This is a genomic window from Sorangium sp. So ce204 (assembly GCF_051526795.1).
In the GTDB taxonomy this organism is placed as follows: Bacteria; Myxococcota_A; Polyangia; order Polyangiales; family Polyangiaceae; genus Sorangium; species Sorangium cellulosum_B.
Genome location: NZ_CP150317.1, coordinates 3138368 through 3160910, shown reverse-complemented (window position 1 = coordinate 3160910; position 22543 = coordinate 3138368). Strand labels below are relative to the sequence as shown.

Sequence of the window (22543 nt, the reverse complement as noted above, 5' to 3'; positions counted from 1 at the left end):
TGAACGGCGGACGATCCTGTCCAGTGAGTCCCGGTCGAATGACGGCTCTGGGAGGTTCAGTGAGGATGGCCAACTTCAGTCCGGATGATGTGTCGCATTCACGCCACAGCCAGCGGGGCGGCCGCGCTACGTCGCGGCGGCGGGCGCGCGGGCCTGCGCGAACAGGTCGGGGCGCGCCCGGTCGTGGGACCAGCCCTCGGGGTACGAGGCCACCGCCGAGGGGCGACCGCGCACGCGGCGTTCGTAGGCGTCGAGCGCCGGATAGCCGGTGAGCGACAGCCCGCGCCGCTGCATGTAGGCGAGCACCGGGTAGAACGCGCAGTCGGCGAGCGTGAAGGCGTCCGACGCGATGTACCGTGTCTTCTGGGCCCGCGCGTCCCACAGCGCGAGCTCCCGCTCCACGCCCGAGAGCGCGCCCAGGATGGCGGCTCGCCGGTCCGGCGACACGGCCTCCGGGCCGGCCTCGAAGAGGCCCTCGAGCGGGTCGTAGACACACGCGGTGGCCTCGGACTCCTGCGCGAAGGCGAGCGCTCGGGCGAGCGCGCCGGGGTCGGCGAGCGGCGGGAGGAGCGGCGGGTCGGGATACCGCAGCTCGAGGTACGTCAGGATGGCCAGCGACTCGTTCATGGCGGTGCCGTCGGGCTCCACGAGCACCGGGGCCTGGCCGCGCGGGTTGAGGGCCAGGAACTCCGGGGTGCGCGTCTCGCGGGGCTCCCGCATCACGCGCAGGCGGCGCGGCTCGAAGGCGAGGCCCTTCTCGTGAGCCGCCATCAGGACACGCCAGCTCGAGATCGAGCCGTTCACGAAATACACCGCGCGCCGCGCGCTCATCGGTCGCCCCCGGGCTCGTGCGACGCGCGGAGCGTGCGAAAATTGAGCGCCTCGAAGCCGGGGCGGTACGCGGCGACATCGAAGGTGGGATCGATGTTCTCGGCGCGGAAGAGCTGCAACATCCGCTCTGCCTCGCCGCGCTCCGCCGCCTCGCGCTCCGGCTCGGGGACCGCGGCTCGGGCTCGTGCGCGCGCCTCGGCCTCGGCGCGCTCGGACGCGGGCGCGCCGACGCCCCAGACAGCGCCGGTCGCCGGATCGTGAAACGTGCCGATGTGCCGGAACGTGAGCGAGATGCGCGAAGGCGGCGTCGGGCCGCCGCCCTCACCCTCCGTGTCCCCCTCCTGGCGAATGGCGTGATAGAATCGGCGGTTCGTCTCCAGGTCCATGACGAGCAGCGAGCCGTGCGGCAGAGGGACCTTCTGGACAGCCTCCCCGTCCTCGGCGCGCTTGGGCCGGAGCACCATGGTGCGCTGTCGTCCGAGCGAGACATTGACGATGAACGACGGGCGCACGAGGTCGAGCGTCTTGTCGGAGTGCTCGCTTATCCAGTCGCGCCCGGTGCGGTAGAGCTGGAGCAGGCAATGGTTGAGCGGGTGTCCGACGCGGCGCTCGACCTCCCTGCGAATGCGGTCGACGGCGGGGGTGAAGGGGCAGAGTTCGGGCTGCTCGTCGACCGGGTGCCGATAGAGCGGCATCGCGCCGTCGGGCGAGCGCTCGCCCTGGATCGCGACGAGGCGCGGCACCTCCCCTCCGCGGTGGCGCATCGTCGTCCAGGCGACCTCGCGCTCGACGGCGGCGAAGGCGCCGGCGTCCCCGGCGAGGCGGTCGTCGAGGGCGCCGCACCACAGCGCCGTCTCGCCCGCGCCGATGCCGGCGATGTGCACGGGCCCCGGTCCCTCGGAGAGCAGGTCGGCCCAGCTGCGGCGCCGGCCGCCGAGGCCCTCGATCTCGCGCAGCGCCACGGCGTGTTTGCCCGCGGTCCCCGCCGCGGTCGCGTCCCCGAGGAGGTCGACGTCATAGCCGAGCCGGCGCGCGTCGCGGGCGGCGGCGAGGACACACACGTTGGTCGCGACGCCGCACAGGACCACGGCGGTCACGCCCGCCTGCGCCAGCCGGGCGTGCAGATCTGTCTCGCGGAACGCCGAATACCAGCGCTTCTCGACGTGCCACTCCGCGGTCCCCGCGGGGCGCTCGGCGCGCACCGGGACGAGCGCCGGGAACAGCTCGGCGCCCCACGTGCCGCGGGCGCAGCACGCGCTGCCGGTGTGCGTCTGCCCGCGGAGCGCGTCCGGCGCCGCGTCGATCTCGCCGTAGACCGAGGTCACCCACACCACGACCCGCCCCTGCGCTCGCGCCGCGCGCGCGAGCCAGGCCACGGTCTGCGCGAGCTGGTGCGGATCGCAGTGGCGCTTCGAGAACGCGCCTCCCTCCGCGAGGAAGTCGTTCTGCATGTCGATGATCAGCAGCGCCGTGCGCGCAGGATCCCGGGAGGGCGCCCCAGCTCTCACGTCCATCGTGTCCTGGTACCACCGGCCGGTCGCTCGGCCAAGCTCCGGCGCCGCGACGCGGGGCACGCAGCAGAGAGCGCCAGGCCGAGCTCACCCAGGATCACCGAGGTTCCAGCGTCGAACAGGGGAGCGTGGGCCTCCATGACGATCGAAGAGGTCGAAGCTGGGACTCGACAGCTCGTCGAGAGGGCCAACGACACGGATGTCGTGGTCTTCGCGAGGCACGCGGCGGGTTTTGCAGCAGATGCAGCGGATACGACGCTGGCTTGGCCCTTGCTTCAGCTCGCGCCCGAGCTCTAGGATGAGGAAGTGGTGAAAACCCGACGGTGGAGCACCTCGCGAAGGGGGGTCTTCTGGCACGTGCAGTGCCTCGGCTTGATCGTGAGCGCGCAGGCGTTCGCTCAGGCGCCCGACTCGAGCGCCATGGAGCCCGCCCCCGCGCCCCCTGCACCGACACAGCCAGCGCCGGCTCCGCCTCCTCCACCGCAGCTCGCGCCCGCGGAAGCCCCGCCGCCCGCCCCTGCACAGCCTGAACCGGAGCAGCCCGCGCCGCCTCCTCCGAGCGCCGCCCAGCCGTATCCATACCCATATCCGTATCCATACCCGTATCCGTATCCGTATCGAACCCCGTATCCGTATACCTATCCATCGCAGCCTTACCCGCCTGGGCCTCCACCGTTCATTCCCCCGCCGGCTCCTGAGCGTCGACCGTTCATGCCCCCGCCGGCCCCTGAGCCTCCACCGTTCATTCCCCCGCCGGCTCCCACCGCTGACGCGCCGTCGAAGCCAGCGCCTCCGGCCAAGAGGAAGCCGCGGAGCGTGCCGTTGTCCGTGTTTCGCTTCGGCTACGGCGCCTACGGGAGCGGCACGCTGGATTTTCAGGGCCAGTGCGCCGGCAGCTGCCCGCTGTCCTTGCGCTCCGGGAGGGAGGACGTCGACGATCACACGCCGGTGCTGCTCGGCTTCGATCTGATGTTCGGGCCCGAGCCCGTGAGCCTCGGGTTTGGCTTCTGGTTCACCACGGGCACGACCCTCGAAGGACGAGAGCCCACCGTGCAGGAACGGGGCATCGGCTGGGAGTTCGCGACCCCCTTCATGCTCGGCGCCGCGGTCCCCGTGGTGGAGTCCCTCGCGGTCCGATTCGGCGCCTTCGCCGGCCCGGAGTTCCTGTTCGCGCACGACGGCAGCGCGCAAGGCAGGGACGGCGAGGCCTACGAGAACTTGTGTGACGACTTGCGGGCCAGCGGGCAAGTCAGCGAGTGCGACGTGACCTATCCGACCCGCTTCAGCTGGATCTACGGGTTCCAGGTCGGCCCCGTCTTCCGCACGTCGCGCCTCAACACCATCGGCGCCGAGCTCCTCGTCCAGCACGTCGATTATCGCCTGTTCGGGATCGACGCGGAGGGACCGAGCTGGCGAGCCAAGCAGACGTACGACTACAGCGCGTGGAGGTTCTGGCTCATGGTCACCGTCGGGATAGGAAAATGACGTTGCGCTACGGGCTCTGGGCGATGGCCCTTTCGCTGGTCGTCGGGTGTGCAGACGACAGCAGCAAGGCCCCGCCCCCCGACTGCGGCGAAGGCCGCGTCTGCACCTGCGCGCCGGGAGACGACCGGCCTGAATGCAATCCGTGCCAGGAGGGGTACCGGCCCGCGCTGATCGGGTCCCACTGTGTCCCGACCTGCAACGCCCCCGACGTCGACTGCGGTGAGGCGGGAGTCTGCGAGGAGACGGCGAGCGGGGCCGCGTGTCGCTGCGGTCCGGGGCACGCGGGCGATAGCTGCGAGCGCTGCGAGCCAGGGCTCACGCAGAACGACGCCGGCCAGTGCGTCGCCGCGCTCTCGGCCCCATCGCTGCTGACGCTGTCCATCATCGGCTCCGAGCGCGTCCTCGGCGCGCTCGTCCCGCCCGGCTGGTCGTTCCGCCCTCTGGCGAGCGTGCCGAGCACCGTGACCGACGTCGCCTATGACGCGGGCTCCGGTCGCGTGTTCGCGCTGAACGGCGGGCGCCTGGCGACCCTCGATCTCGCTTCCGGTGCGGTCGTGGATCTCACGAGCGCGGACGCCGATCTCGGGAGCGCGCTGTCGCTGGATCCAGCCGGAAACAGGGCGCTCTCCGCCTCGGCGAGCGCCATTTACGAGATCGATCTCGACACGTTCCAGGCCGAGGAGCTCTCCGCTGTGGGCGCTCGCGCGCTCGAGTACGACCCGGGCCGCGCGAGGATCCTCGGGCTGGACGAGGCGGGCGCGACCTTCGAGCTCGCTGATTCCGCGCCGGAGCTCGTCGGCCAGGCGCAGGGCTCCGACTGGCTCGCCATGGCCTTCGATCCAGGGAGCGCGCGCGCTTACTTGCTCGGCAGCGAGGCGGAGCGCCGTGAGGACCGACTCCTGCGTTACTGCGCCGGGGCCCTCGCGCGCTTCGGCGCCGTCCCGGCGTGGCACGCGAACCTCGTCGTCGACGCCAGCGGCGGGAGCACGGCGCCGCTCACGCTGGCGTACGAGGGCGCGGATCCGGCGCTGATCGTCGCCGATCTGGGCGCCCAGCCGATCGACGCGGTGACCATTGCCGTCGACCACCCCGACGCGGCCGTGTGTGTCGTCGACGACGGCGGCGGCGGGGCGGCCGAGCTCGAGATCGCGCTGTCCCCGAGCCTCCGGGCCGGCTTCCTCCTGGTCGCCGCGCCGGGCCGAGCGGTGAGCGTCGACGCGACGGCGCGCCCCGCCGACGCCAGCTACAGCTTCATCGTCCACACCAATGAGGGCCTCAGCGTCTCGGGGCCAATCGAGGGCATCACCGGGCACGACACGGCCTCGTGGGAAGCGCTGGCCCTCGACAGCATCACGAACTTCCCCGAGCGGCGCGCCGCCACCCTCGCGCTGATGGACTGGGCGTCTCAGGCCACCCTCGAGGTTCGCCTCGCGCACGAGCCTGCGGGCAACGCGCTTGCGTGGGTAGCGGAGGTGCCATGAGCGTCCTGCGCGTCTCCTGGCCGCTCCTGCTCCTCCCCCTGCTGGGGTGCGAGGACTCGGTCTCGGGCTTTCTGAGCTGCGGCGTCGAGATGTGCAGCGCCCGGCAGGAGTGCGTCAGCTCGGCGCTGGGCCCGACCTGCGTGTGCACCGAGGGGTTCGTCGGCACCGAGTGCACGACGTGCGCGTCCGGTTACAAGCTGGTCGACAACCGCTGCGCGCTCATCCCGCTCGACTGCGCCGTCAACCCGGAGCGGTGCGGTCCGCACGGCACGTGCGTCGCGACGGCCGGCGCGGACGAATGCGCGTGCGAGGCGCTGTACGAAGGTCGGCTGTGCGATCAGTGCGAGAGCGGCTACCAGGACAACGACGCGAACGGCGATTGCCGCCCCACCTGCGCGGAGGCCCAGCTCGACTGCAAGGCGCCGAGCCGCTGCTCGGACGCGGGCGGCACGGCGCTGTGCGAATGTCCGACGGGGTACACAGGGGACGACTGCTCGCGCTGCGCGCTCGGCTACCGGGACAGCGCGAATGGCTGCGTGCCCACGTGCGCCGCCTCCGGCTTCACCTGCAGCACGAACCAGATCTGCGTCGACACGGACACGGGCGCCCGCTGCGAGTGCGCCGAGGGGTACGGCGGGATCGGCTGTGCGAGCTGCGCAGAAGGCTACCTGCAGGATTCGACGACGGGCGCTTGCCTGCCCTCCTGCGACGGGGCCGGCGTCCGCTGCGGCGAGCACGGCAGCTGCGACGATTCGATCGGCTTCGCGCGCTGCGTCTGCGATCTGGGATACGCGGGGGAGAGCTGTGGAGTCTGTGCCACGAGCTTCGAGCAGGGCGCCGGCGGGACGTGCGGCCGCGCCCCCACGGCGAGCGAAACGCTGGTGATGGCGGGCTCCTTCGAGGGGCGTCCGGTGCTCGCCACGCTCGATCCGGGCTCGGGCAGCGCGCTGCCGCTGGCGGAGCTCGAGGTCACGGGGCTGTCGGGCGGCGCGACCCCGCGGGCGCTCTTCGTCAACCGCGCCGGGTCGATCTCGTCCTACGCGCTCGCGACCGGCGCCGTCGAGGACGCCGTGGATGGCAGCGGCGCCGTGGGTCCGCTCGCCTGGGATGGGGCGGCGAACCGGCTCTACGCGCTCGGTGGACCGAGGTCGTTCCCTCTGCTCAGCATCGATCCCGCCGCGAAGACGGTGGTGCCGCGGTTCGAGACGGGGCTGGCCGGGGCGGTGGATCTCGCGTTCGACGCCGCCAACCAGCGGGTGCTCGTGCTGCGCGACACCTTGTTCGCGGTGAGCCTCGCCGACGGCGCGGTGACCGAGCTCGCGCCGCTGCCGCCGGCCACGCTGGGTATCGAGATCGGCGCCGACGGCGCGCTCCTCGCGCTGTCGGCGACCGACGCGGACGAGGCCGCCGCCCGCGTGCAAGCCTGTCGCTCGACCGCGGCCGCGCTCGGCCTCGACGGCTACGCGGGCGCGACCGGCCGCTTCGTCCAGCCGGACTCCGACGTGGACCAGGTGACCCTCGCGGCCGCGACGCCGGACAAGCTGGAGGTGCAAAGCTATCTGGGCCGAGGCGGCGACAGCGCCCCGCGGACCGTGCAGATCACCGCGGACAACCCCGACGTGTTCCTCTGCCTGGCGCTCGAGGAGGCGACCCTGGTCAGCGTGGCGGCCGGGGCGCGGTTTCGGGCGCTCGTCATCTACGCGGCGGACGACCCGATCGAGCTTCAGATCGAGGACGGATTCGCGGGCGGAGCGGTGCCCCTCATCCATCTGGGCGGCTACGCTCCGGTCTTCACGCGCCCGGATCGAGAGGACATCGTCGTCTACACACCAGAGGAGTGGGCCGCGCGCGGGCTGGCCGTCGATCCGCGCTTCCACCGCCCGGGGCCGGGCGTCCTGCACACGCTGGACGGCGCGTTCTCCGTGAGATCGAGCGTGCCCCTCTCGGGAGGCGTCCTTCCCGGAGGGCCGCTGGCCCGCTGGGAGCCGGTCGCGCCATGAAGCGGGATCATTCATGACGATCGAAGAGGTCGACGCCGCGACTCGACAGCTCGTCGAGAGAGCCAGCGCTGCCAGGCCACTGCCCTGAGGCGACGCAAAGCGCGCCTGCTCCATCACCTCCGCCCCTGACGGCTCGCCAGGCTTCGATCTGGCCACGACGCACGCGCGGGCACGTCCACGTCGAACGCTACAACGGACCGCCTGCGCTCACCAGAGAACACCCTCTCCCGACCCATGGGAGCCCGAAGCTCTGGCGTGTCCGCCCACGTCGTAAGCGGTCGTACAACACGATGGCTTTGTTTCGTCCCCTTCCAAAGGGTCTTTGCGCCTCCGCCAGACACAGACGCTCTCGCCGTGGCGTCCGGCGCTCGCACCCGCGCTGTCGAGAAGGTCGAGGCCGGCGGGCCGGCCCCGCGGGCCCGCCGGCTCGCCAGCCCGCCGGCCCAATAAAAAGATGCTGTATGTCCGAGTGTTCTTGCCTCGATTGATGTTTACTTGAGGCGTGACCCGAGCGTACCTTGGGCAAAGGCGACGCTCCTTGGGGAGAGGGGGCGGTCGGGCCGCGCGGGCGAGCGCTCGAGTGGCCTTCGTTGCCTGCGAGGGGAGGCGGCGGTGTCTCGAAAGAAGATCCTGCTGGTGGACGACTCGGAGACCGTCCTGATGATGGAGCAGATGATCCTCCGGAAGAGCTATGACGTGGTCACTGCCAAGGACGGCAGCGCGGCGGTGGAGCGGGCGCTCGCCGAGCGGCCTGATCTGATCCTGCTCGACGTGATCATGCCGGCCATGGATGGATTCGAGGCCTGCCGGAGGCTGCGTTCGGAGGAGGCGACGCGGGAGACGCCCATTGTCCTCGTCACGAGCCGAGGCGAGGTCTCGCACAGGGAAGAGGGGTTTCGCTGTGGCTGCTCCGACTACATCACGAAGCCCATCGACTCCCTGGAGCTCCTCGAGAAGGTCAAGAGCTGTCTCGGCGAATGAGGTGAAGACCGACATGTCGCGTGATGGACAAGCGGAATGCGGGGTGGAGCGCGCGGCGCGCCGCGAGCGATCGTCACGAGCGCAGGTGAGCGCGCTCGAAGGGCAGAAGAAGCGGCTCGCGCGGCGCGCCCGCGCGCTCGGCCGGCTGCTCGTCCGGGTTCGGAGGGCCCGTGGGCGCCTCGAGGCCCGCGCCGCCCGCGCCGAGGCGGCGCTCGCGCTCGCCGCCGATCGATGCGCCGACGAGGAACAGCAGCGCTCGCAGCTCGCGAGCCTCTATGTCGCGAGCCGCCGGCTCCTGCCGCTCCGGACCCGTGAGGAGGCGTGCCGCGCCCTCCAGGACATCATCGCGAACCTCGTCGGCTCCGAGGAGATCGCCGTCTTCGAGATCGACGGCAGCGGGGCGGCGAGGGTCGTCGCAGCCTACGGCGTCGATCCGTCGTCAACCGTCCTCCTGGCGCCGGAAGAGGGCATCATGGGGCGCGTGGCGCGGCGGATCGAGCCGTATTTCCGGCAGGGCGCCGCGCTCGGCAGCGACCCGGCCGCCCCCCAGGCCCCCTGCGCGCGCGGCGAGGGCGACGTCATGGCCTGTGTGCCGCTCACGATGGACGAGCGCGTGGTCGGCGTCATCGCCGTCTTCCATCTGCTCTCGCAGAAACCCGAGCTCGGGCCGATCGACAAGGGTCTTCTCGAAGCGCTCGGCACGCTCGCGGCCGGGCCGTTCTGCGCGGGGCGGGAGCGCTGCGGCGCCCTGGAGGTGCGATGACGATGCTCAAGCCCCCGTCGCAGCGGTACGGCGCCGGAAAAGCGCGGCTGAGCGCGCCCCCCCCGAGCAGCCCGCTGCACCACTACCTCACGCCGGGCAACGTCGTCGCGTCGGGCGAGCCGACGATCATCACCACGATCGTCGGCTCGTGCGTCGCGATCTGCCTGTGGGAGCCGGCGCTCGGCGTGGGCGGCATGAACCACTACGTGCTTCCCAGCTGCCCCAACCTCAAGCTGCCGCCCGGGCGCTTCGGAGACACCGCCTTTCAGCAGCTCCTCGATCGTCTGGCGGCCCTCGGCGCCACGCCCCGCTCGCTCCAGGCCCGGATCGTCGGCGGCGCCTGCATGATCTCCGCCTTCCGGGAGCGGGACTCGCACCTCGGACACCAGAACGTGGCGGTCGGCCTCATGGTGCTGCGCGCCGCCGGGATCCGGGTCGTCCAGCAGGACACGGGCGGCAGCCAGGGCCGGAAGCTCATCTTCCGCACCGACGACGGCAGCGCCGCCATCCAGCCCCTGTGATCGCGATGGATGCCGAGCGGGCCGCGCTCATGCAGATGTTCGCCGCCGAGACGGCCGAGCACCTCGACGAGCTCGAGAGCGCGCTGCTCGAGCTCGAGCGGCGGCCCGACGCCGGCCACCTGCTGGAGCGCATCTTCCGCGTCGCCCACACGATGAAGGGCAACGCCAGCTCCGTCGGCGCCCACGGGCTGAGCGAGCTCACCCACGCCGCCGAGGACGTGATCGAGGATCTGCACCGGGGCACGCTGCCGGTGACCGGCGTGGTGGTCTCGCTGCTCCTCGAGACGGTCGACTCGGCGCGCCGCCAGCTCGCGGAGATGGACGGCGGAGAGGAGCCGCCGGGGTCGACCTCGCTGCCCGCGAGCGTGCTCGATCGGCTCAAGAGCGCCCGGCGCACCGAGCGCGAGGGCACCCCCTCGACGCCGAAGGGGGCCACCTCGAGCGCCGGGGACGAGGGCGACCGGAGCTCGGGCGCGAAGACCGTCCGCATCACCGTCGAGAAGCTCGATTGCATGGTCGATCTCATCGGCGAGGTGGCGATCACCCGCAACCGGATCGCGCGCGAGGTAGAGCTCGCGGGCGGCGCCGTCGGCGCGGCGCTGCGGGACGGCCTCGAGGAGCTCGATCGGCTGAACACCAAGCTCGAGGAGGCGATCCGCCGCGCGCGGATGGTGCCTGTCGGCCCCTGGTTCCGGCAGTACGAGCGCGCCGTGCGCAATCTCGCCCGGTCGCACGGCAAGCTCGCGCGCCTCGTGATCGTGCACGGCGACGTCGAGGTGGACACCGCGGTGATCGAGCGCCTCCGCGACGCGCTGACCCACCTCATCCGCAACGGCATCGATCACGGCCTCGAGCCGCCCGAGGTGCGGAAGGCGCGCGGCAAGGACGCGCGCGGGACCATCACCCTGCGCGCCGCGCACGAGGGCGGCGGCATCGCGCTCCGCGTCTCCGACGACGGCGCGGGGATGAACCGCGCCCAGATCGCGGCGCGGGCCGGCGCGCAGGGCAGGTGGCCGGACGCGGACGCGCTCTCCGACAGCGAGCTCTACGAGCTTGTGTTCGAGCCGGGCTTCTCCACCGCCACGACCGTCTCCGACCTGTCCGGCCGGGGGATGGGCATGGACGTGGTGCGGCGCCGCGTCGAGTCGCTGGAGGGCTCGATCGGGATCGAGAGCGCCGCGGGGGCCGGCACCACGCTGATCCTCCGGCTCCCGCTCACCCTCGCGACGATCGAGGGCTTCTCGGTGAGCGCCGCGGGCGAGCGTTATGTCATCCCGCTCCGCGCCGTCGTCGCCTGCGTCGGGCTCCCGCGCGGCGCCCGCGCCATGGGCCCGGGCGGCGTCCTTCACGTGCACGGGCGCGCGCTGCCGTGCGTGCGGCTCCGCGACCTCTTCGGGCTCTCCGGGCCTGCGCCGGCCCGCGAGAGCGTGGTCGTGGTGGCCCACGAGGGGGGCCAGGCCGGCCTCGTCGTCGACTCGCTCGACGGCGAGGGCAGGACGGTCATCAAGCCGCTCGGCCGGCTCTTCCGCCGCATCCGGGGCATCACCGGATCCACGGTCCTCGCCGACGGCAGGCTCGCGCTGATCCTCGATGTGGACGCGCTGATGCACGACCTCACCCGCGGCCGCGCCGGCGGCGGCGAGCTCGCGCCCGGGGATCGATGGCGGGCTCCCCCCTCGGCGGCGCGGGGAGAAGCGATGGATGCGGAGGGAACGACACGATGAACCGGCTCAGGATAGCGCTGCGTCTCTCCCTCTCGCTCGCGTTCATGGCGATGCTCATGGTCGCCATCGCGATCTCGGGGCACCTCGGCCTGACCTCCGTCGCGGAGAAGACGCACGAGATCCTGGTGACGGACGCCCGGGTGCTCGCGGTCTCGGTGCAGCTCGAGCGGGACCTCGTGGATCTCCGCCGCTACGAGAAAGATTGCTTCCTCAGCATGGGTGATCGCCCGGCCCAGCAGGGGTATCAGGAGAAATGGAACGAGGCCGAGGCGCAGACCCAGCGCCAGCTGGACGATCTCGATCGCCTCGTGACGCTGCCCCACCAGCGGGAGTCGGTCGCCGCGATGCGGCGCGACCTGGCGAGCTACGTCGCCGGCTTTCGCCGCGTGATGCAGGACGTGCTCTCCGGGCAGCTGCCCACGTCCCAGGCGGCGAACAACGTGATGACCGGCTTCAAGGACGAGATCCACCGGTTCGAGGCCGCGGTCGAGGGCTTCGCCCAGGCGAGCACGAGGCACATGGAGGCGATGCAGGCGTCCCTGAGCGCCGACGCGCAGCGCGCCTCGCGGGACATGGGCCTCATCGCCTTCGTGGCGCTGGCGGTCGGCGTGGCCGTCAGCGTCCTCGTCTCGCGCAGCATCACGGGCCCGCTGAGCTCGGCCGTTGGGCTCGCCAGGCGGATCGCCGACGGCGATCTGCGGCACCGGGGCGTGGCCGCGGGCCGCGACGAGCTCGGGCAGCTGGAGGAGGCGATGGGGGAGATGGCGGACAAGCTCTCGACCGTCCTCCTGGAGATCCGCACGGGCGCCGAGTCGCTCGCCGCGGCCTCGACGCAGATCTCGGCCACCTCGCAGAACCTGTCGCAGGGCACGAGCGAGCAGGCGGCCGCGGTGGAGGAGACGTCGGCGAGCCTCTCGGAGGTGAGCGGCTCGATCCACAAGAACGCCGAGAGCAGCCAGCAGACCGGCGAGCTCGCCACCGGCGCCGCGGCCGCCGCGGAGCAGAGCCTCGCGGCGGTCCAGCGCACCGTGGCCGCGATGCGCGACATCGCCGAGAAGGTCTCGATCGTGCAGGAGATCGCGTACCAGACCAACCTGCTCGCGCTGAACGCGTCGATCGAGGCGGCCCGGGCCGGCGAGCACGGCCGCGGCTTCGCCGTGGTCGCGAGCGAGGTCCGCCGGCTCGCGGAGCGGAGCCAGGCCGCCGCCAAGGAGATCGGCGCGCTCGCGTCGACGAGCGTGCAGGTCGCCGATCGCTCGGGGCAGCTGCTCGAGGAGATGGCGCCCTCGATCCGGCGGACCTCGACGCTCACGCAGGAGGTGGCGACCGCTTCGCTCAGCCAGGCCGACGCGGTCGGCCAGGTGAACTGCGCCATGCGCCGCGTCGACGAGGTGACGCAGCGCAACGCCGCGATCAGCGAGGAGCTCGCCAGCACGGCCGAGGAGCTCGCGGCCCAGGCGGACGCGCTCTCGGGCATGCTGCGCTTCTTCCAGGTGGGCGACGAGCTCGCGTTCCCCGAGCGCACCCGCGTGCCGCGGGCCCCCGGCGCGGGCGACGCGCGGCGCCTCCCGCCGCCCTCCCGGGAGGGCTCCCCGGCCTCGCCCGGCGCGTCGAACGGCGCCGCCGTGCTCGCGACGCTCGCCCGGGCCAGGACGAACGGGGCCCTGCGCTCCCCCGCGGCGCTGCACGAGGACGCCGAGTTCGAGCGTTTTCCGCCGCGGGGCGCGGATCGGGCCGCCTCCGCGCGCGCGGAGGTGCCGTGAGCGCCGCGCCGGAGCCTCGGTCGTCGCAGTACATCTCGTTCTTCGTTGGCGGCGACGAGCTCGCGCTGGACATCCTCCGCGCGCGGGAGATCGTCGAGCTCACCGCGATCACGCGGGTGCCGAGGATGCCGCAGGCCGTGCTCGGCGTGCTCAACCTGAGGGGGCGCGTGATCCCGGTCATCGACCTCGCCGTCCGGCTCGGGCTCCCGCCGTCGGTGCTCACGCGGCGGAGCTGCATCCTCATCGTCGAGACGGCGTTCGACGGGGAGCTCACCCGGATGGGCCTCTTCATCGACGCCGTGGGCGACGTCGTGGACCTCGACGCGGCGGCGATCGAGCCGCCGCCGCCGTTCGGCACGCGGGCCCGCCAGGGCCACCTCGTCGGCCTCGGCAAGGTGGGCGAAAGGCTCCTTTTGCTGCTCGACATCGACCGGATCCTCTCGCTGGAGGAGCTCTTCGCGGCCGCGTCGCTCGAGGCCGAAGGCGGCGCCCGCGCGGCGCTGCCGGGCGCAGACCACCCCTGACCCATCGTGCCGAGGTCGACTTACGCCTGCTGTACGCCTGCGGGGCGTGATAGGCTCGCGCCCGTGCCTCGTCACCTCTCCGCCGTCGAAATCCTCCGCTCGGTCCCGGCGCACAACCGCCACGTGCTGCGCGAGCTCGGCGTGGACCTGGACGACCCGGCGGACGCGAAGCTCTTCATCTCGGGCGTGCGCGCCGCCGAAGCGTCGATCGCCGAGCAAGAGCGCTGGGAGCGGGAGCGGCTCGGCTGACGCAGTGGACTCCCGTCCGCGGTCTGCATTCTCCGCATCGTGCGTTGTCGATCTGGCGAGGGGGCGGAAGTCCACGCGCCACGAGAACACGAGAAGACGATCCACGACCTCGCCGCCTCCGTCGCGCTCGCCTGAGCCCGCTGCCGGCCGGGACGCCGCCCACGCGCTCCTGGCGGAGGCCGGTCCTGGCACTCGAGCTGAGCGGCGGCGTGAGCGTGGGCGGGATCCAGGTCGGGACCGAGCCCGAGCTTGCCGTAAGCCCCTTCGTCGGGTGGCTGTGGCGCAGGTCGAGCGATTTCCGGTTTGAAGTCCACAGCGAGCGGGGCCTCTGCCGCGAGCGGGGGCGCCGTGCGCGCCCGAGAGCCTCCGCGATCACGGGTCGTCTCCGGGCTGGAGCGCAAACTCGAGCCAATCGAAGCGTTCGAGCAACGCTGCCTCAGCATCGTCATACTCGGAATTGAAGCAGTGATCGTGCGGGACAGGGATCTCGATCGCGCGCCGTGCCAGGCCGCGCGCCTCAGCATGGCCGACAAACTGCTCGAGCGGGCCGTACGCGTAGACAATGTCGTGGTTGTCGTAAACGATCGTGCTCTGCGAGGGCAACGATGTGACCCAGACGTGATGGCGTCCATCGCGCTCGAAGAACTCCTCGAATTCGCGAAGAAAGCCCGCCACATCTCGCAACTGCATCGGGGCTGGTGCCTGCCGCCGCGCAGGCGTGTTGCCGCAGCGGGACACCACGAGCACGTGGAGAACACCGAACGGCGCCGGCAACGGCCGCAGGAGATCGAGGATGAGGTCGATCTGGCGTTCGGCCGGCGCGAGCACCAGGCGATCGGGGCCCGTGGTGCGCTGGAGATCCCACGCGTCCGGGTATCGATGCTCGACCCAGCGGTTATCGGGCGCCAGCGAACCGAGCTTGTAGGGTTGTACCTTCATGGTGAACGGCCTCAATCGAGCACCGCCGGGGCGCTCGCGTGGACGTGCTCGACCGGAACGCCGCGCGCCTCAAACCGCCGTCGAGCGCTCCACCCGTCAAGTCTGTGGCTTCTGGCATCGCGGATCCCATCTTCGATCCTCTCTCCCGTCGAGATCGGCTCTGACCTCCCCGGACTCGTCGAATTGCCAGGCTGAATATCCATAGAAGAACCACTTCTTGATCGGGATCGGTCGCATCCCGCGAAGCTCCTCTGGCGTGTGATGCCAGTGAGGCGGAATCACCGAGAAGAAGAGGTCGTTCGCAACTCGCTTCGCTCGAAGGGACATCGACGAGAAACAGTGCCTGAACGTCCCTCGCGGCGCGACATCATCACAGTCCGGATGAGAGTAGAAGTAACGGACGCCTTGCATCACTTGCCCGAGGTTGAGCGCCGTGTGCTTCGCGTACTCCTCCAGAAAGATTGTCAGCCTCATTTCTCTATCCTCGGACAAGCGGCGTAAAGGTCAGCAGATTCGACCGAAGCCGCGGGACCAGCGCTGTGCAGGTCGTCGCCCTTTGGGGCCTCCCCCACACAAAATCTCACAGACCGACTCTGCGCCGCAAGGCCCAAATGGTGTCCAGCGCGGTCGTGTAAATGCCCCTGACACCGGCGGCGATCGCCGCCTTTCCGGGGGCCGCGAGCGCCGGCTGGGCGGCCGGGCCGGAGGAGGCGCCGCGCGCCGAACGCCGGCGCTGCGGCGCGCAGCGGGAGCGAACAGGAGAGCGCGCGCCGTGTCACGGCTCCCGGTAGCTCTCGTACTCCCAGGCGAAGTAGCGCCGGAGGTTCTCGACGCAGGCGGGCCAGGTCTCGGCCTCGCAGGACGCGACGGTCCGCTCGAGCCAGCGCCAGAGATCGTCGAAGTCGTACCGGCGCATCACGAGCAGGGGGCGAGTGGCCAGGATACCATCGCGCGCCTCCAGCCGGTCCAGCCCGGCGGGCGTGGCCACCCTGAGGGTGAAGGAATCCGCGGCCGCCCCCTTTCTGGGCCCGATGTCCAGCATCACGAGCTCGGCGAACGCGTCGGGATCGTCGGGCGCCCACGTCCGGAGATTGGGATGCCCCCAGACGCCAGCGGAGCGGATGACGAGCTTCATGGTCGGGGAAAACGAAGAGCATACCGGCCCTCTGGTCAAGGGCGTCCTGGGCGTCACGCGTGTTTCGCCGCGGAGGCGCTCGACTCCACCTGCGCGCGAGGCGTGGAGCGCGGAGCCACGACGGGTTCATCCGGGAGTCAGCCAGCATCGATCCAGCCGCGCGCGTCGCACCCGTTGCAGGGGAACTCCATGCCGCATCCGGGGACCGGTTCAGCTACGCGTTTGCCGTTGCACTTCGAGCAGACCGACGAACCCGGAGGTGGCTGCGGGATCAGCTCGAGAAGCTCGACGATGCCCGTCTTCCGGGCGCCGGCGATCAGCGCGGAATGTGCGTGCAAACCGACGACCTCGACGATCTCATCCCCGTCCCAGCCACGGAGGTCCTCGAGGACGCGGCCGTCGGAGGTCAGGTAGGTCATCGGTCCCATGCCGGGGTCGAGCAGGAACGCGTCGTACTTCTCTTCAACCTCGTCCTGCCAGGAGCTCATGGCCGCAACGTACCGCCCGGCCGCCTGATCGACGGAAGAAGCTCCAGAGAAGAGGTGTCGAATGGAATCGATGAAGTTGCCGCCCGCCTGCTCGCGCGGCGCGCCGGCAGCACTGCGGATCGCCCGCCGCTGACGTTGCTCAAGACGTCGAGCGCGCAGGCGTTCGAGCAGGGGCGGCGGGATTTCGAAGGGCATGAGAGGACCTCCTGCGGGGTTGCCGTATCTGCCTGACGAACGGTGTTCTTCTGCGTGGTCCCGAGCGGAGCGAGGGCCACATCAGCAGCAACGACCTGGTTAGAGGCTTCTCGCCTTCGGACTTCGCGCGTCGGCTGCAGCGCGTTGTTTGGTCGATCAGCGGCTGCCCAACCATTCCATGAACTCGTTTGCCGTTTCCGGGGACAGCTCGAGCACCGCTTCCGCAACGGCCGGCTGGTTCTTCGAAGCGGCAAGGGCGCTCAACGCACACACAAGGAAGCCAGCGTCCCAAGGTCTTGACGCCGCCGCCGCAACAAGAGATGGCAACTGTGACAACGCGTCGAAGTAAGCCGGGGCAAGATCCTCTGGAACTGCAATATTCTTCTTGGCTCGACAGATCTCCACCCAGGCCGGAAACTGAAAGTACGTAAAATCGGCAGAAGCCGGAGCGGATGCCAACGCTTTCACCACGTGGGGGACCGCAGCAAAAGAAGCCGAGTAAACGTCCCCTTGGTGCGCCAGGGAGCTCCAAAGAGAGAACCAGGGTTCTTGATCTCCCCCCGCAGCGGGCAAGCCATTGAGTTTTCGCAACAACTCTGGAACATCTGAAGCAGCACCGTATGCGTGCTCCAGCTCTGACCATCGAGCACTGGTGAGACTCAGCATCTTCGACCTCGAGCAGCCCAGCGGCCTGGCAATCCCCCGCGGCGCGAAGCGCCGCCGGGTGCGTTGCCGGGTTGAACGGTCAGAAGGAGCATTCCGGTGGAGATGGTCATGTTGCTCTGGCGCGGTCGTTCTGCCTGCCCAACTATCCGTCGATCGGTCAACCGAAGCCGCGGAACCAGGTCTGTCTAGCGCGTCGCATTTTGAGGCCTCCCCCACAAAAAAATCTCACAGACCGGCTCTGCGCCGCAAGGCCCAAATGCTGTGCGGCGCCACAGGGAAGATCCATCGAGCACCGGGCGCAGTCGCCGCCTTTCCGGCGGGCCGGGGGCGCCCGGAAGGGCGCGGCGGGCGCGCAGCCGGAGGCATCGCGCCAGGCTGATACAGCAGCCGCCTCATCAGGAGTTTCCGGACACCTACGGCGCCAGCCGCGACATCGGCGGCGTGCTGGGCGCGCACGGCGCCTCGCTTGCGCGAGTTCGTTCGGGTGAAATCGACACGCAGCGCGCGGACCGTTCAGCCCTCGCTTGACCTCCGCGGGTCACCCGAGGACCATCCCCGCGGCTACCGGGACGGGTGCCGGGGGGCACCGCGGATGGGAGGGAGCACCAGATGATCGACCTGTACACGTGGACCACGCCGAACGGCTACAAGCCTGTCATCCTCCTCGAGGAGCTCGGGCTCGCCTACCAGATCAAGCCCATCGACATCGGGGCCGGCGCGCAGAAAACGCCGGAGTACCTGCGCATCAACCCCAACGGGAAGATCCCCGCGCTTCGAGATCACGACCATCCGAACGGGCCGGTCACTGTCTTCGAGTCGGGGGCGATCCTCATTTACCTCGCCGAGAAGACGGGCAAGCTCTTGCCCGCGAGCGAGCCAGGCCGGTCGCGCGTCATCGAGTGGCTGATGTTCCAGATGGGTGCGGTGGGGCCGATGCTCGGTCAGCTCGGCCACTTTCGCAGCGCCGCGCCCGAGAAGATCCCCTACGCGATCGAGCGCTATCAGAACGAGCAGGACCGCATCTACAAGGTGCTCGACGGCCGCCTCGCCGAGTCCGAGTACCTCGCCGACGAGTACTCGATCGCCGACATCGCCACGTTTCCATGGATCTCCGGGGCCGCGCGCATGGGGGTAGCGCTCGAGCCCTATCCGAACCTCGCGCGCTGGGAGCAGGCGATCAAGGCGAGGCCCGCGGTCGCACGAGCGTTCGCGGCGAAGATCAAGCCCTGAAGGCCGCGCGCAGGTAAAACCTGCAGCGGATCGCGCTGCGCTCGCGTACACTCCGGGCGCTCGGCATGGATCAGCCCGTCCCCGGGGACAGCAGGGCGCAGCAGGCAGACGTCGCGGGCGCGCTCGCGGAGCGGGCCTTCGACGCGCTCGGTATCCTGCTCCGCGGCTTCGAGGACGCGGCCGAGCGTGACGGGGCGGGCGCGCTCGAGCACGCGCTCGCCCGCGGCCCGGAGCACCTCCACGGCGGCCTGCTCACCGCGATCCTCCGGCTCGTGTTCCTGCTGCACGCCGAGGACCGCGGGCTCCTGCCGGCCTCGGACCCGTACTACGCGGCGCACCTCGGCGTGCGCTCGCTCTTCCAGCAGCTCGCGGCGGAGCGCGGCGCGCGCCCGGGCGCGCTGCGCTGACTGCCCCTGGGCGGGACTGGCAGCGATTCCCGGCGACTGTAGGCGTTGCACAGATGCGCGGCGGTCTCTTTTTTGTGGTGACCCATGAGAATTTGTCGCGCGCAAAGGCAATGCAGCGGGTGAGTTCGTGCGCGGGGGCAGGCTGCGTCCGCGTTCGCTCGTGTTGCAACATGGTGTAGAAGAGCAGCGCCGCGCTGGTGCTGTAGGCGCTGCATCTTTGTCCCCTTCCTGCCTGCACGGTGAACTATGGGCGCTCATCTCCTCTTCGTCTATACAGCGCGAGCCGCAACCCTGTCCGTGGTCCTTGCCGGCGCCTTCCCTCTCGCGGCAGCGGAGCCTCCCCCGCGATCCCGCGAGGTCCAAGAGCTCATCGATGAGGCGGAGAAGGCCGCCAAGCGGCTCGAGCTCGCTCGCGCGCGCGAGCTCTGGGCGCGGGTCAACGCGATCGATCCCTCGACGATGGCCGTGTGTCAGCTCGGGCAATACGATCTGCGCCTCGATCGCCTCGAGGAGGCCGCGGCCGAGCTCGAGGAGTGCGTCGAGAAGATGCCAGCGCCGACCGATGACGTCGAGAGGCGCCGCTACGAGGTGAGGCACGCCGATCTCGCAGCGGTGCGGCAGCGCGTGGCGGAGCTCCATGTGAGCCCGCCGCCAGGCACGGCACGGCTGCTCGTGGACGGTCGCGAGGTCAGCGCGGGCAGCCCTGTCTTCGTCGCGCCTGGACAGCACGAGGTCACGGCGATGGGCGAGCAGGGGCAGGTCGTCCGTGCGCTCGTGAAGGTCGAGGCGCGGCAATCGCGCGGCGTCCGCCTCCCCCTCTTTGAGGCCCCGAAGGCTCCCGCCACCAGCGCCCGCAACCCCTGGATCATGGGCGCCGGCGCTGCCGCCTCGGTGGCACTGCTCGGTGCGGGCGTCGGGCTTCGTGTGGCCGGCGACTTCGCCGAGCGCGAAACGGCCGCCAAGGCGGCCCGCCTGTCGGACGGCTCGATGTTTCCGAGCAGCGCGCAGTTCCGCGAGGTCTACGACGAAGCGAACGCCGCCGACACACGGGCGCGCCTGTTCCATGGCTTCGGCTCGGCTGCGCTCGTCGCTGGCGCAGCGCTCGGCGCCGCGACGGTCGTGTACGTCGTCTGGCCGCGGAAAGCCGAGATCCGCCCGCGAGGCGCCGGCGCGGAGGTCAGGCTCGTATGGTAGCCGCCGGTGAGATCTGGGAAGGCCACGAGCTGCTCAGAGAGGAGCGCGGCATGGTCCGTCACTTCCTCGCGCGGCAGCTCGGCGACACGGGAACCCTCGTCTGGTTGCACATCCGCGAGGGATCGAGCCTCGATGAGGGCGTGTTCACCGAAGAAATGGCGCGCCTTCAACGCCTCTCCGACGACGTCCCGGAGGTCGTCCGCGTGCTCTACGGCGGGGTAAAGGGCTCCGTGGCGTGGGCAGCGACCCCGGTGCTCAGCGACGCGATCCCGCTCATCGACGCCGTGCGCGGGATCGCCCTCGGGCCGGCTGCGCTCAAGGTGCTGATCGACGTCGGCCGTTGCCTCGTGCGTGCGCATGAGCGCTCTGTCATCCACGGCGCCGTCAGCCCGGACCGGGTTTTCGTCGTGGGCGATGGCCGGTACGCGATCACGCACTTCGGCTTCGTTCACCTCTTTCAGCTCGGCGCGGAGGAAGCCAGTCAAGATCCGTACGGGTATGCACCGCCGGAGCTCATCTCCGGTGGACGCGTGGGACGTCGGACGGACGTCTACGGTTTCGGCACCATCATGTACGAGCTCTTGTGCCAACGCCCCCTCTCGACATGGACCTCGCCCCCGAGTCTTCCCGTCGGGATGCCTCCGATGCTTCAGTGGATGATAAAGATCTCCCTCGCGGAGAACCCCGAGCGACGGCAGCCGAGCATCGAAAAGTTGCTCGCTGCGCTGACTCCCTTCACCCGGGCGTGGGAGGAGCTCGGCGAGCCGCCGGGACCTGCCCATGCGGACATCCTTGCGGAGCCGCCCGGCGCCCGACCCGAGCCGGACGAGGGCGCGCCGGTCGCCATGGTCGCCATGGAGGACGAGGTGGAGCCGTTCACCTCGGATGAGGAGGGGGGACGAGCCGTCGCGCCGCCCACACCGCGCCCTTCCGAGGCGCCCGATACGGTCAAGAGCGCGATACCGCGAGATGCGCGGGGTGAGGCCACCCTCGCGCCTCCGCTCGCACCGCTGCCGCCTCCGGTGCCCGACGTGCCGGACCTCGATCCGATGCTGCCGGGACCGCCAGCGCCTTCGATCCCTCCGCGTCCGAGCGGTACCCCGGCGCGGCGCTCCAGAGCACGCTCGATCGCCGCGGTGTTCGTGCTGGCGCTCTTGCTGGGCAGCGCGGTGGCGGTCCTCCTCTGGCGGACGCAACCCCTCCGCGCAGCTGCACCGCACCTGGCGCGGACCGTCCTGGTCGCCGCCCTCCGAGCCGGCCGACTTCCCTCTCCTCGGCCTCCCGATCGGCGCCCCGAGCCGCCGCCACCACCACCAGCAGCCGCCGCGCCGCCCATCGCGCCGCGGCCCCGCCCGACCCGCCCCGCCGCTCCTCCACGGCAAGCCTTGAAGTCGCCAGCGCGGGAGTTCGATCCCTGCGACGGCATCATCCCTTGTCAGAACGTCCATTACTGACCAGCGGAAGGGCTTTCCGATGCGATCAACCTCTTGTCTTGCTCTTAGCGCGGCTGCGCTGCTCGGCTGCGGGGAGGACATCGAGATCCCCAGACCCCGGACGGATGATCACCCGGTGTTGCTGTGGGTGGGTGACACGCCGGATTTTCCCATCTGTCCGCGAGGTCGACTCGATTACTGGGATGGCTGGGCCGATGTGTCCATGAATCCTCAGTACCACAACGAATGCGGGCCGTGCGCGTGCGGCCCTGCGGCGTGCGCGCTGCCGGACAGGATGCTGGTGCACGAGGCGCCTCTCTGCGCGGACGAAGGGATCAAGATCGACCTCACCGGTGCAGCCGACCCGCCAGGGCACTGCACCGAGACGTCGCCCTCTGTCCCGGGCGACGCGTTCGCCTCGGTCACCCTCAAGCCGCCCACGATGGCCGACAGGTGCGATCCCGTGAAGGACCTTGTTCCTCCGCCCCTCGACGGGAAGTTTGCACGAGCTTGCCCGTGGACCGGTGAGTATGTGACAGACTTCAAAGGGCTCGCGTGTATTACACCCGAAGACGATGGTTCGTGCCGGCTGGGCTTCGACATGCGCTTCGAGTTTCAGGAGAAGATCCGAGACGCGCGGACCTGCACGCCCTGCAAGTGCGGCAACCCCGTCGGTGGGAGCTGCGTAGCGGACGTGCTGCTCTTCAGCGACGCGAGCTGCTCGAACATGCTGACATCGATCAACGGGATCGGCACGAGAGAAGATGCATGCTACACAACACACGAAGATTCGCCGCTGGCAGGTGTGCGTGTGGTATTCGCACAGGACGAGCCGGGCGCGTGCTCGCCAACAACCGATGTCTCCCTGGTGGACGGCACGATCGAGAGCGGCGAAACACGGATTTTCTGCTGCTCCATCGCAGAACTCGAGGAGGTGATTCATGCCAATGATGAGGATTGACCAAGGCAAGAGGATGGCAGCCGTTCTGCGCTCCGTCGCTCTATCGATGCTGGCCACATGGG

23 protein-coding genes are annotated in these 22543 nt (G+C 70.5%); 16 read left to right on the top strand and 7 right to left on the bottom strand.

Annotated features, from left to right (window positions below):
* Nucleotides 1-126: 126 nt before the first annotated feature.
* Nucleotides 127-831: a glutathione S-transferase family protein gene (locus tag WMF22_RS12075; protein WP_438035846.1), complete on the bottom strand. Its 705-nt coding sequence runs from the start codon at nt 829-831 to the stop codon at nt 127-129.
* A complete protein-coding gene (locus WMF22_RS12070) occupies nt 828-2345 on the bottom strand; it encodes an isochorismatase family protein (protein WP_438035845.1) in 1518 nt (505 codons plus the stop codon). Before WMF22_RS12070 ends, WMF22_RS12075 begins: the two co-directional genes overlap by 4 nt.
* Nucleotides 2346-2480: 135 nt before the next feature.
* Here WMF22_RS12070 and WMF22_RS12065 point away from each other — a divergent pair, with 135 nt between their 5' ends.
* From WMF22_RS12065 to WMF22_RS12015, 11 genes are all read left to right on the top strand, one after another.
* A complete protein-coding gene (locus tag WMF22_RS12065; RefSeq protein ID WP_438035844.1) occupies nt 2481-2639 on the top strand; it encodes a hypothetical protein in 159 nt (52 codons plus the stop codon).
* A 519-nt stretch (nt 2640-3158) separates the two neighbouring features.
* Nucleotides 3159-3827: a hypothetical protein gene (locus WMF22_RS12060; protein ID WP_437299250.1), complete on the top strand. Its 669-nt coding sequence runs from the start codon at nt 3159-3161 to the stop codon at nt 3825-3827.
* Nucleotides 3824-5308, top strand: a complete 1485-nt coding sequence (locus WMF22_RS12055; protein WP_438035843.1) for a hypothetical protein — start codon at nt 3824-3826, stop codon at nt 5306-5308. Before WMF22_RS12060 ends, WMF22_RS12055 begins: the two co-directional genes overlap by 4 nt.
* Nucleotides 5305-7308, top strand: coding sequence for a hypothetical protein (locus tag WMF22_RS12050; RefSeq protein WP_438035842.1), 2004 nt, complete (start codon nt 5305-5307; stop codon nt 7306-7308). Before WMF22_RS12055 ends, WMF22_RS12050 begins: the two co-directional genes overlap by 4 nt.
* Nucleotides 7309-7920: 612 nt before the next feature.
* Nucleotides 7921-8289, top strand: coding sequence for a response regulator (locus WMF22_RS12045; protein ID WP_438035841.1), 369 nt, complete (start codon nt 7921-7923; stop codon nt 8287-8289).
* 85 nt (nt 8290-8374) lie between these two features.
* Nucleotides 8375-9052: a GAF domain-containing protein gene (locus tag WMF22_RS12040; protein WP_438035840.1), complete on the top strand. Its 678-nt coding sequence runs from the start codon at nt 8375-8377 to the stop codon at nt 9050-9052.
* A complete protein-coding gene (locus tag WMF22_RS12035; protein ID WP_438035839.1) occupies nt 9049-9573 on the top strand; it encodes a chemotaxis protein CheD in 525 nt (174 codons plus the stop codon). The genes WMF22_RS12040 and WMF22_RS12035 overlap by 4 nt, the downstream gene beginning before the upstream one ends.
* Nucleotides 9574-9578: 5 nt before the next feature.
* The gene (locus WMF22_RS12030; protein ID WP_438037254.1) at nt 9579-11297 is read left to right on the top strand and encodes a chemotaxis protein CheA; all 1719 of its coding nucleotides are present in this window, start codon (nt 9579-9581) and stop codon (nt 11295-11297) included.
* The gene (locus tag WMF22_RS12025; RefSeq protein ID WP_438035838.1) at nt 11294-13060 is read left to right on the top strand and encodes a methyl-accepting chemotaxis protein; all 1767 of its coding nucleotides are present in this window, start codon (nt 11294-11296) and stop codon (nt 13058-13060) included. Before WMF22_RS12030 ends, WMF22_RS12025 begins: the two co-directional genes overlap by 4 nt.
* On the top strand, nt 13057-13584 hold the full coding sequence (locus WMF22_RS12020) for a chemotaxis protein CheW (protein ID WP_437299242.1): 528 nt from the start codon (nt 13057-13059) through the stop codon (nt 13582-13584). Before WMF22_RS12025 ends, WMF22_RS12020 begins: the two co-directional genes overlap by 4 nt.
* 63 nt (nt 13585-13647) lie before the next feature.
* Nucleotides 13648-13833 carry a hypothetical protein gene (locus WMF22_RS12015; RefSeq protein ID WP_437299241.1) on the top strand — a complete coding sequence of 62 codons (186 nt, stop codon included), beginning with the start codon at nt 13648-13650 and terminating at the stop codon, nt 13831-13833.
* Between the two features lie 372 nt (nt 13834-14205).
* Here the strand turns inward: WMF22_RS12015 and WMF22_RS12010 are convergent, their stop codons facing one another.
* The 5 genes from WMF22_RS12010 to WMF22_RS11990 all read right to left on the bottom strand — a co-directional run bounded on the left by WMF22_RS12010 (nt 14206) and on the right by WMF22_RS11990 (nt 17256).
* On the bottom strand, nt 14206-14772 hold the full coding sequence (locus tag WMF22_RS12010; protein ID WP_438035837.1) for a hypothetical protein: 567 nt from the start codon (nt 14770-14772) through the stop codon (nt 14206-14208).
* A 96-nt stretch (nt 14773-14868) separates the two neighbouring features.
* Nucleotides 14869-15246: a hypothetical protein gene (locus tag WMF22_RS12005; protein ID WP_437299239.1), complete on the bottom strand. Its 378-nt coding sequence runs from the start codon at nt 15244-15246 to the stop codon at nt 14869-14871.
* 301 nt (nt 15247-15547) lie between these two features.
* Entirely contained in the window at nt 15548-15907 is a 360-nt protein-coding gene (locus WMF22_RS12000) for an immunity 8 family protein (protein ID WP_438035836.1), read from the bottom strand.
* A 137-nt stretch (nt 15908-16044) separates the two neighbouring features.
* Nucleotides 16045-16590 (bottom strand): hypothetical protein, encoded by a 546-nt coding sequence (locus tag WMF22_RS11995; RefSeq protein WP_437299237.1) that lies wholly within the window; start codon nt 16588-16590, stop codon nt 16045-16047.
* A gap of 156 nt (nt 16591-16746) precedes the next feature.
* Entirely contained in the window at nt 16747-17256 is a 510-nt protein-coding gene (locus tag WMF22_RS11990; protein ID WP_437299236.1) for a hypothetical protein, read from the bottom strand.
* A gap of 609 nt (nt 17257-17865) precedes the next feature.
* Between WMF22_RS11990 and WMF22_RS11985 the strand changes: the two genes are divergently transcribed.
* The 5 genes from WMF22_RS11985 to WMF22_RS11965 all read left to right on the top strand — a co-directional run bounded on the left by WMF22_RS11985 (nt 17866) and on the right by WMF22_RS11965 (nt 22481).
* Nucleotides 17866-18486, top strand: coding sequence for a glutathione S-transferase family protein (locus WMF22_RS11985; protein WP_438035835.1), 621 nt, complete (start codon nt 17866-17868; stop codon nt 18484-18486).
* A gap of 65 nt (nt 18487-18551) precedes the next feature.
* Nucleotides 18552-18893, top strand: a complete 342-nt coding sequence (locus tag WMF22_RS11980; protein WP_438035834.1) for a hypothetical protein — start codon at nt 18552-18554, stop codon at nt 18891-18893.
* 246 nt (nt 18894-19139) lie between these two features.
* On the top strand, nt 19140-20087 hold the full coding sequence (locus WMF22_RS11975) for a hypothetical protein (RefSeq protein WP_438035833.1): 948 nt from the start codon (nt 19140-19142) through the stop codon (nt 20085-20087).
* Nucleotides 20081-21541 (top strand): protein kinase domain-containing protein, encoded by a 1461-nt coding sequence (locus WMF22_RS11970; RefSeq protein WP_438035832.1) that lies wholly within the window; start codon nt 20081-20083, stop codon nt 21539-21541. Before WMF22_RS11975 ends, WMF22_RS11970 begins: the two co-directional genes overlap by 7 nt.
* Before the next feature lie 115 nt (nt 21542-21656).
* Nucleotides 21657-22481 carry a hypothetical protein gene (locus WMF22_RS11965; RefSeq protein WP_437299231.1) on the top strand — a complete coding sequence of 275 codons (825 nt, stop codon included), beginning with the start codon at nt 21657-21659 and terminating at the stop codon, nt 22479-22481.
* The last annotated feature ends 62 nt before the right edge of the window (nt 22482-22543 follow it).

What these genes read in the sequence shown, in the direction of transcription:
- WMF22_RS12075 (WP_438035846.1), bottom strand. Translation starts at nt 831, where the DNA reads ATGAGCGCGCGGCGCGCGGTGTATTTCGTGAACGGCTCGATCTCGAGC.
- WMF22_RS12070 (WP_438035845.1), bottom strand. Translation starts at nt 2,345, where the DNA reads ATGGACGTGAGAGCTGGGGCGCCCTCCCGGGATCCTGCGCGCACGGCG.
- WMF22_RS12065 (WP_438035844.1), top strand. Translation starts at nt 2,481, where the DNA reads ATGACGATCGAAGAGGTCGAAGCTGGGACTCGACAGCTCGTCGAGAGG.
- WMF22_RS12055 (WP_438035843.1), top strand. Translation starts at nt 3,824, where the DNA reads ATGACGTTGCGCTACGGGCTCTGGGCGATGGCCCTTTCGCTGGTCGTC.
- WMF22_RS12050 (WP_438035842.1), top strand. Translation starts at nt 5,305, where the DNA reads ATGAGCGTCCTGCGCGTCTCCTGGCCGCTCCTGCTCCTCCCCCTGCTG.
- WMF22_RS12035 (WP_438035839.1), top strand. Translation starts at nt 9,049, where the DNA reads ATGACGATGCTCAAGCCCCCGTCGCAGCGGTACGGCGCCGGAAAAGCG.
- WMF22_RS12030 (WP_438037254.1), top strand. Translation starts at nt 9,579, where the DNA reads ATGGATGCCGAGCGGGCCGCGCTCATGCAGATGTTCGCCGCCGAGACG.
- WMF22_RS12025 (WP_438035838.1), top strand. Translation starts at nt 11,294, where the DNA reads ATGAACCGGCTCAGGATAGCGCTGCGTCTCTCCCTCTCGCTCGCGTTC.
- WMF22_RS12010 (WP_438035837.1), bottom strand. Translation starts at nt 14,772, where the DNA reads ATGAAGGTACAACCCTACAAGCTCGGTTCGCTGGCGCCCGATAACCGC.
- WMF22_RS12005 (WP_437299239.1), bottom strand. Translation starts at nt 15,246, where the DNA reads ATGAGGCTGACAATCTTTCTGGAGGAGTACGCGAAGCACACGGCGCTC.
- WMF22_RS12000 (WP_438035836.1), bottom strand. Translation starts at nt 15,907, where the DNA reads ATGAAGCTCGTCATCCGCTCCGCTGGCGTCTGGGGGCATCCCAATCTC.
- WMF22_RS11995 (WP_437299237.1), bottom strand. Translation starts at nt 16,590, where the DNA reads ATGCCCTTCGAAATCCCGCCGCCCCTGCTCGAACGCCTGCGCGCTCGA.
- WMF22_RS11990 (WP_437299236.1), bottom strand. Translation starts at nt 17,256, where the DNA reads ATGCTGAGTCTCACCAGTGCTCGATGGTCAGAGCTGGAGCACGCATAC.
- WMF22_RS11985 (WP_438035835.1), top strand. Translation starts at nt 17,866, where the DNA reads ATGATCGACCTGTACACGTGGACCACGCCGAACGGCTACAAGCCTGTC.
- WMF22_RS11980 (WP_438035834.1), top strand. Translation starts at nt 18,552, where the DNA reads ATGGATCAGCCCGTCCCCGGGGACAGCAGGGCGCAGCAGGCAGACGTC.
- WMF22_RS11975 (WP_438035833.1), top strand. Translation starts at nt 19,140, where the DNA reads ATGGGCGCTCATCTCCTCTTCGTCTATACAGCGCGAGCCGCAACCCTG.
- WMF22_RS11970 (WP_438035832.1), top strand. Translation starts at nt 20,081, where the DNA reads ATGGTAGCCGCCGGTGAGATCTGGGAAGGCCACGAGCTGCTCAGAGAG.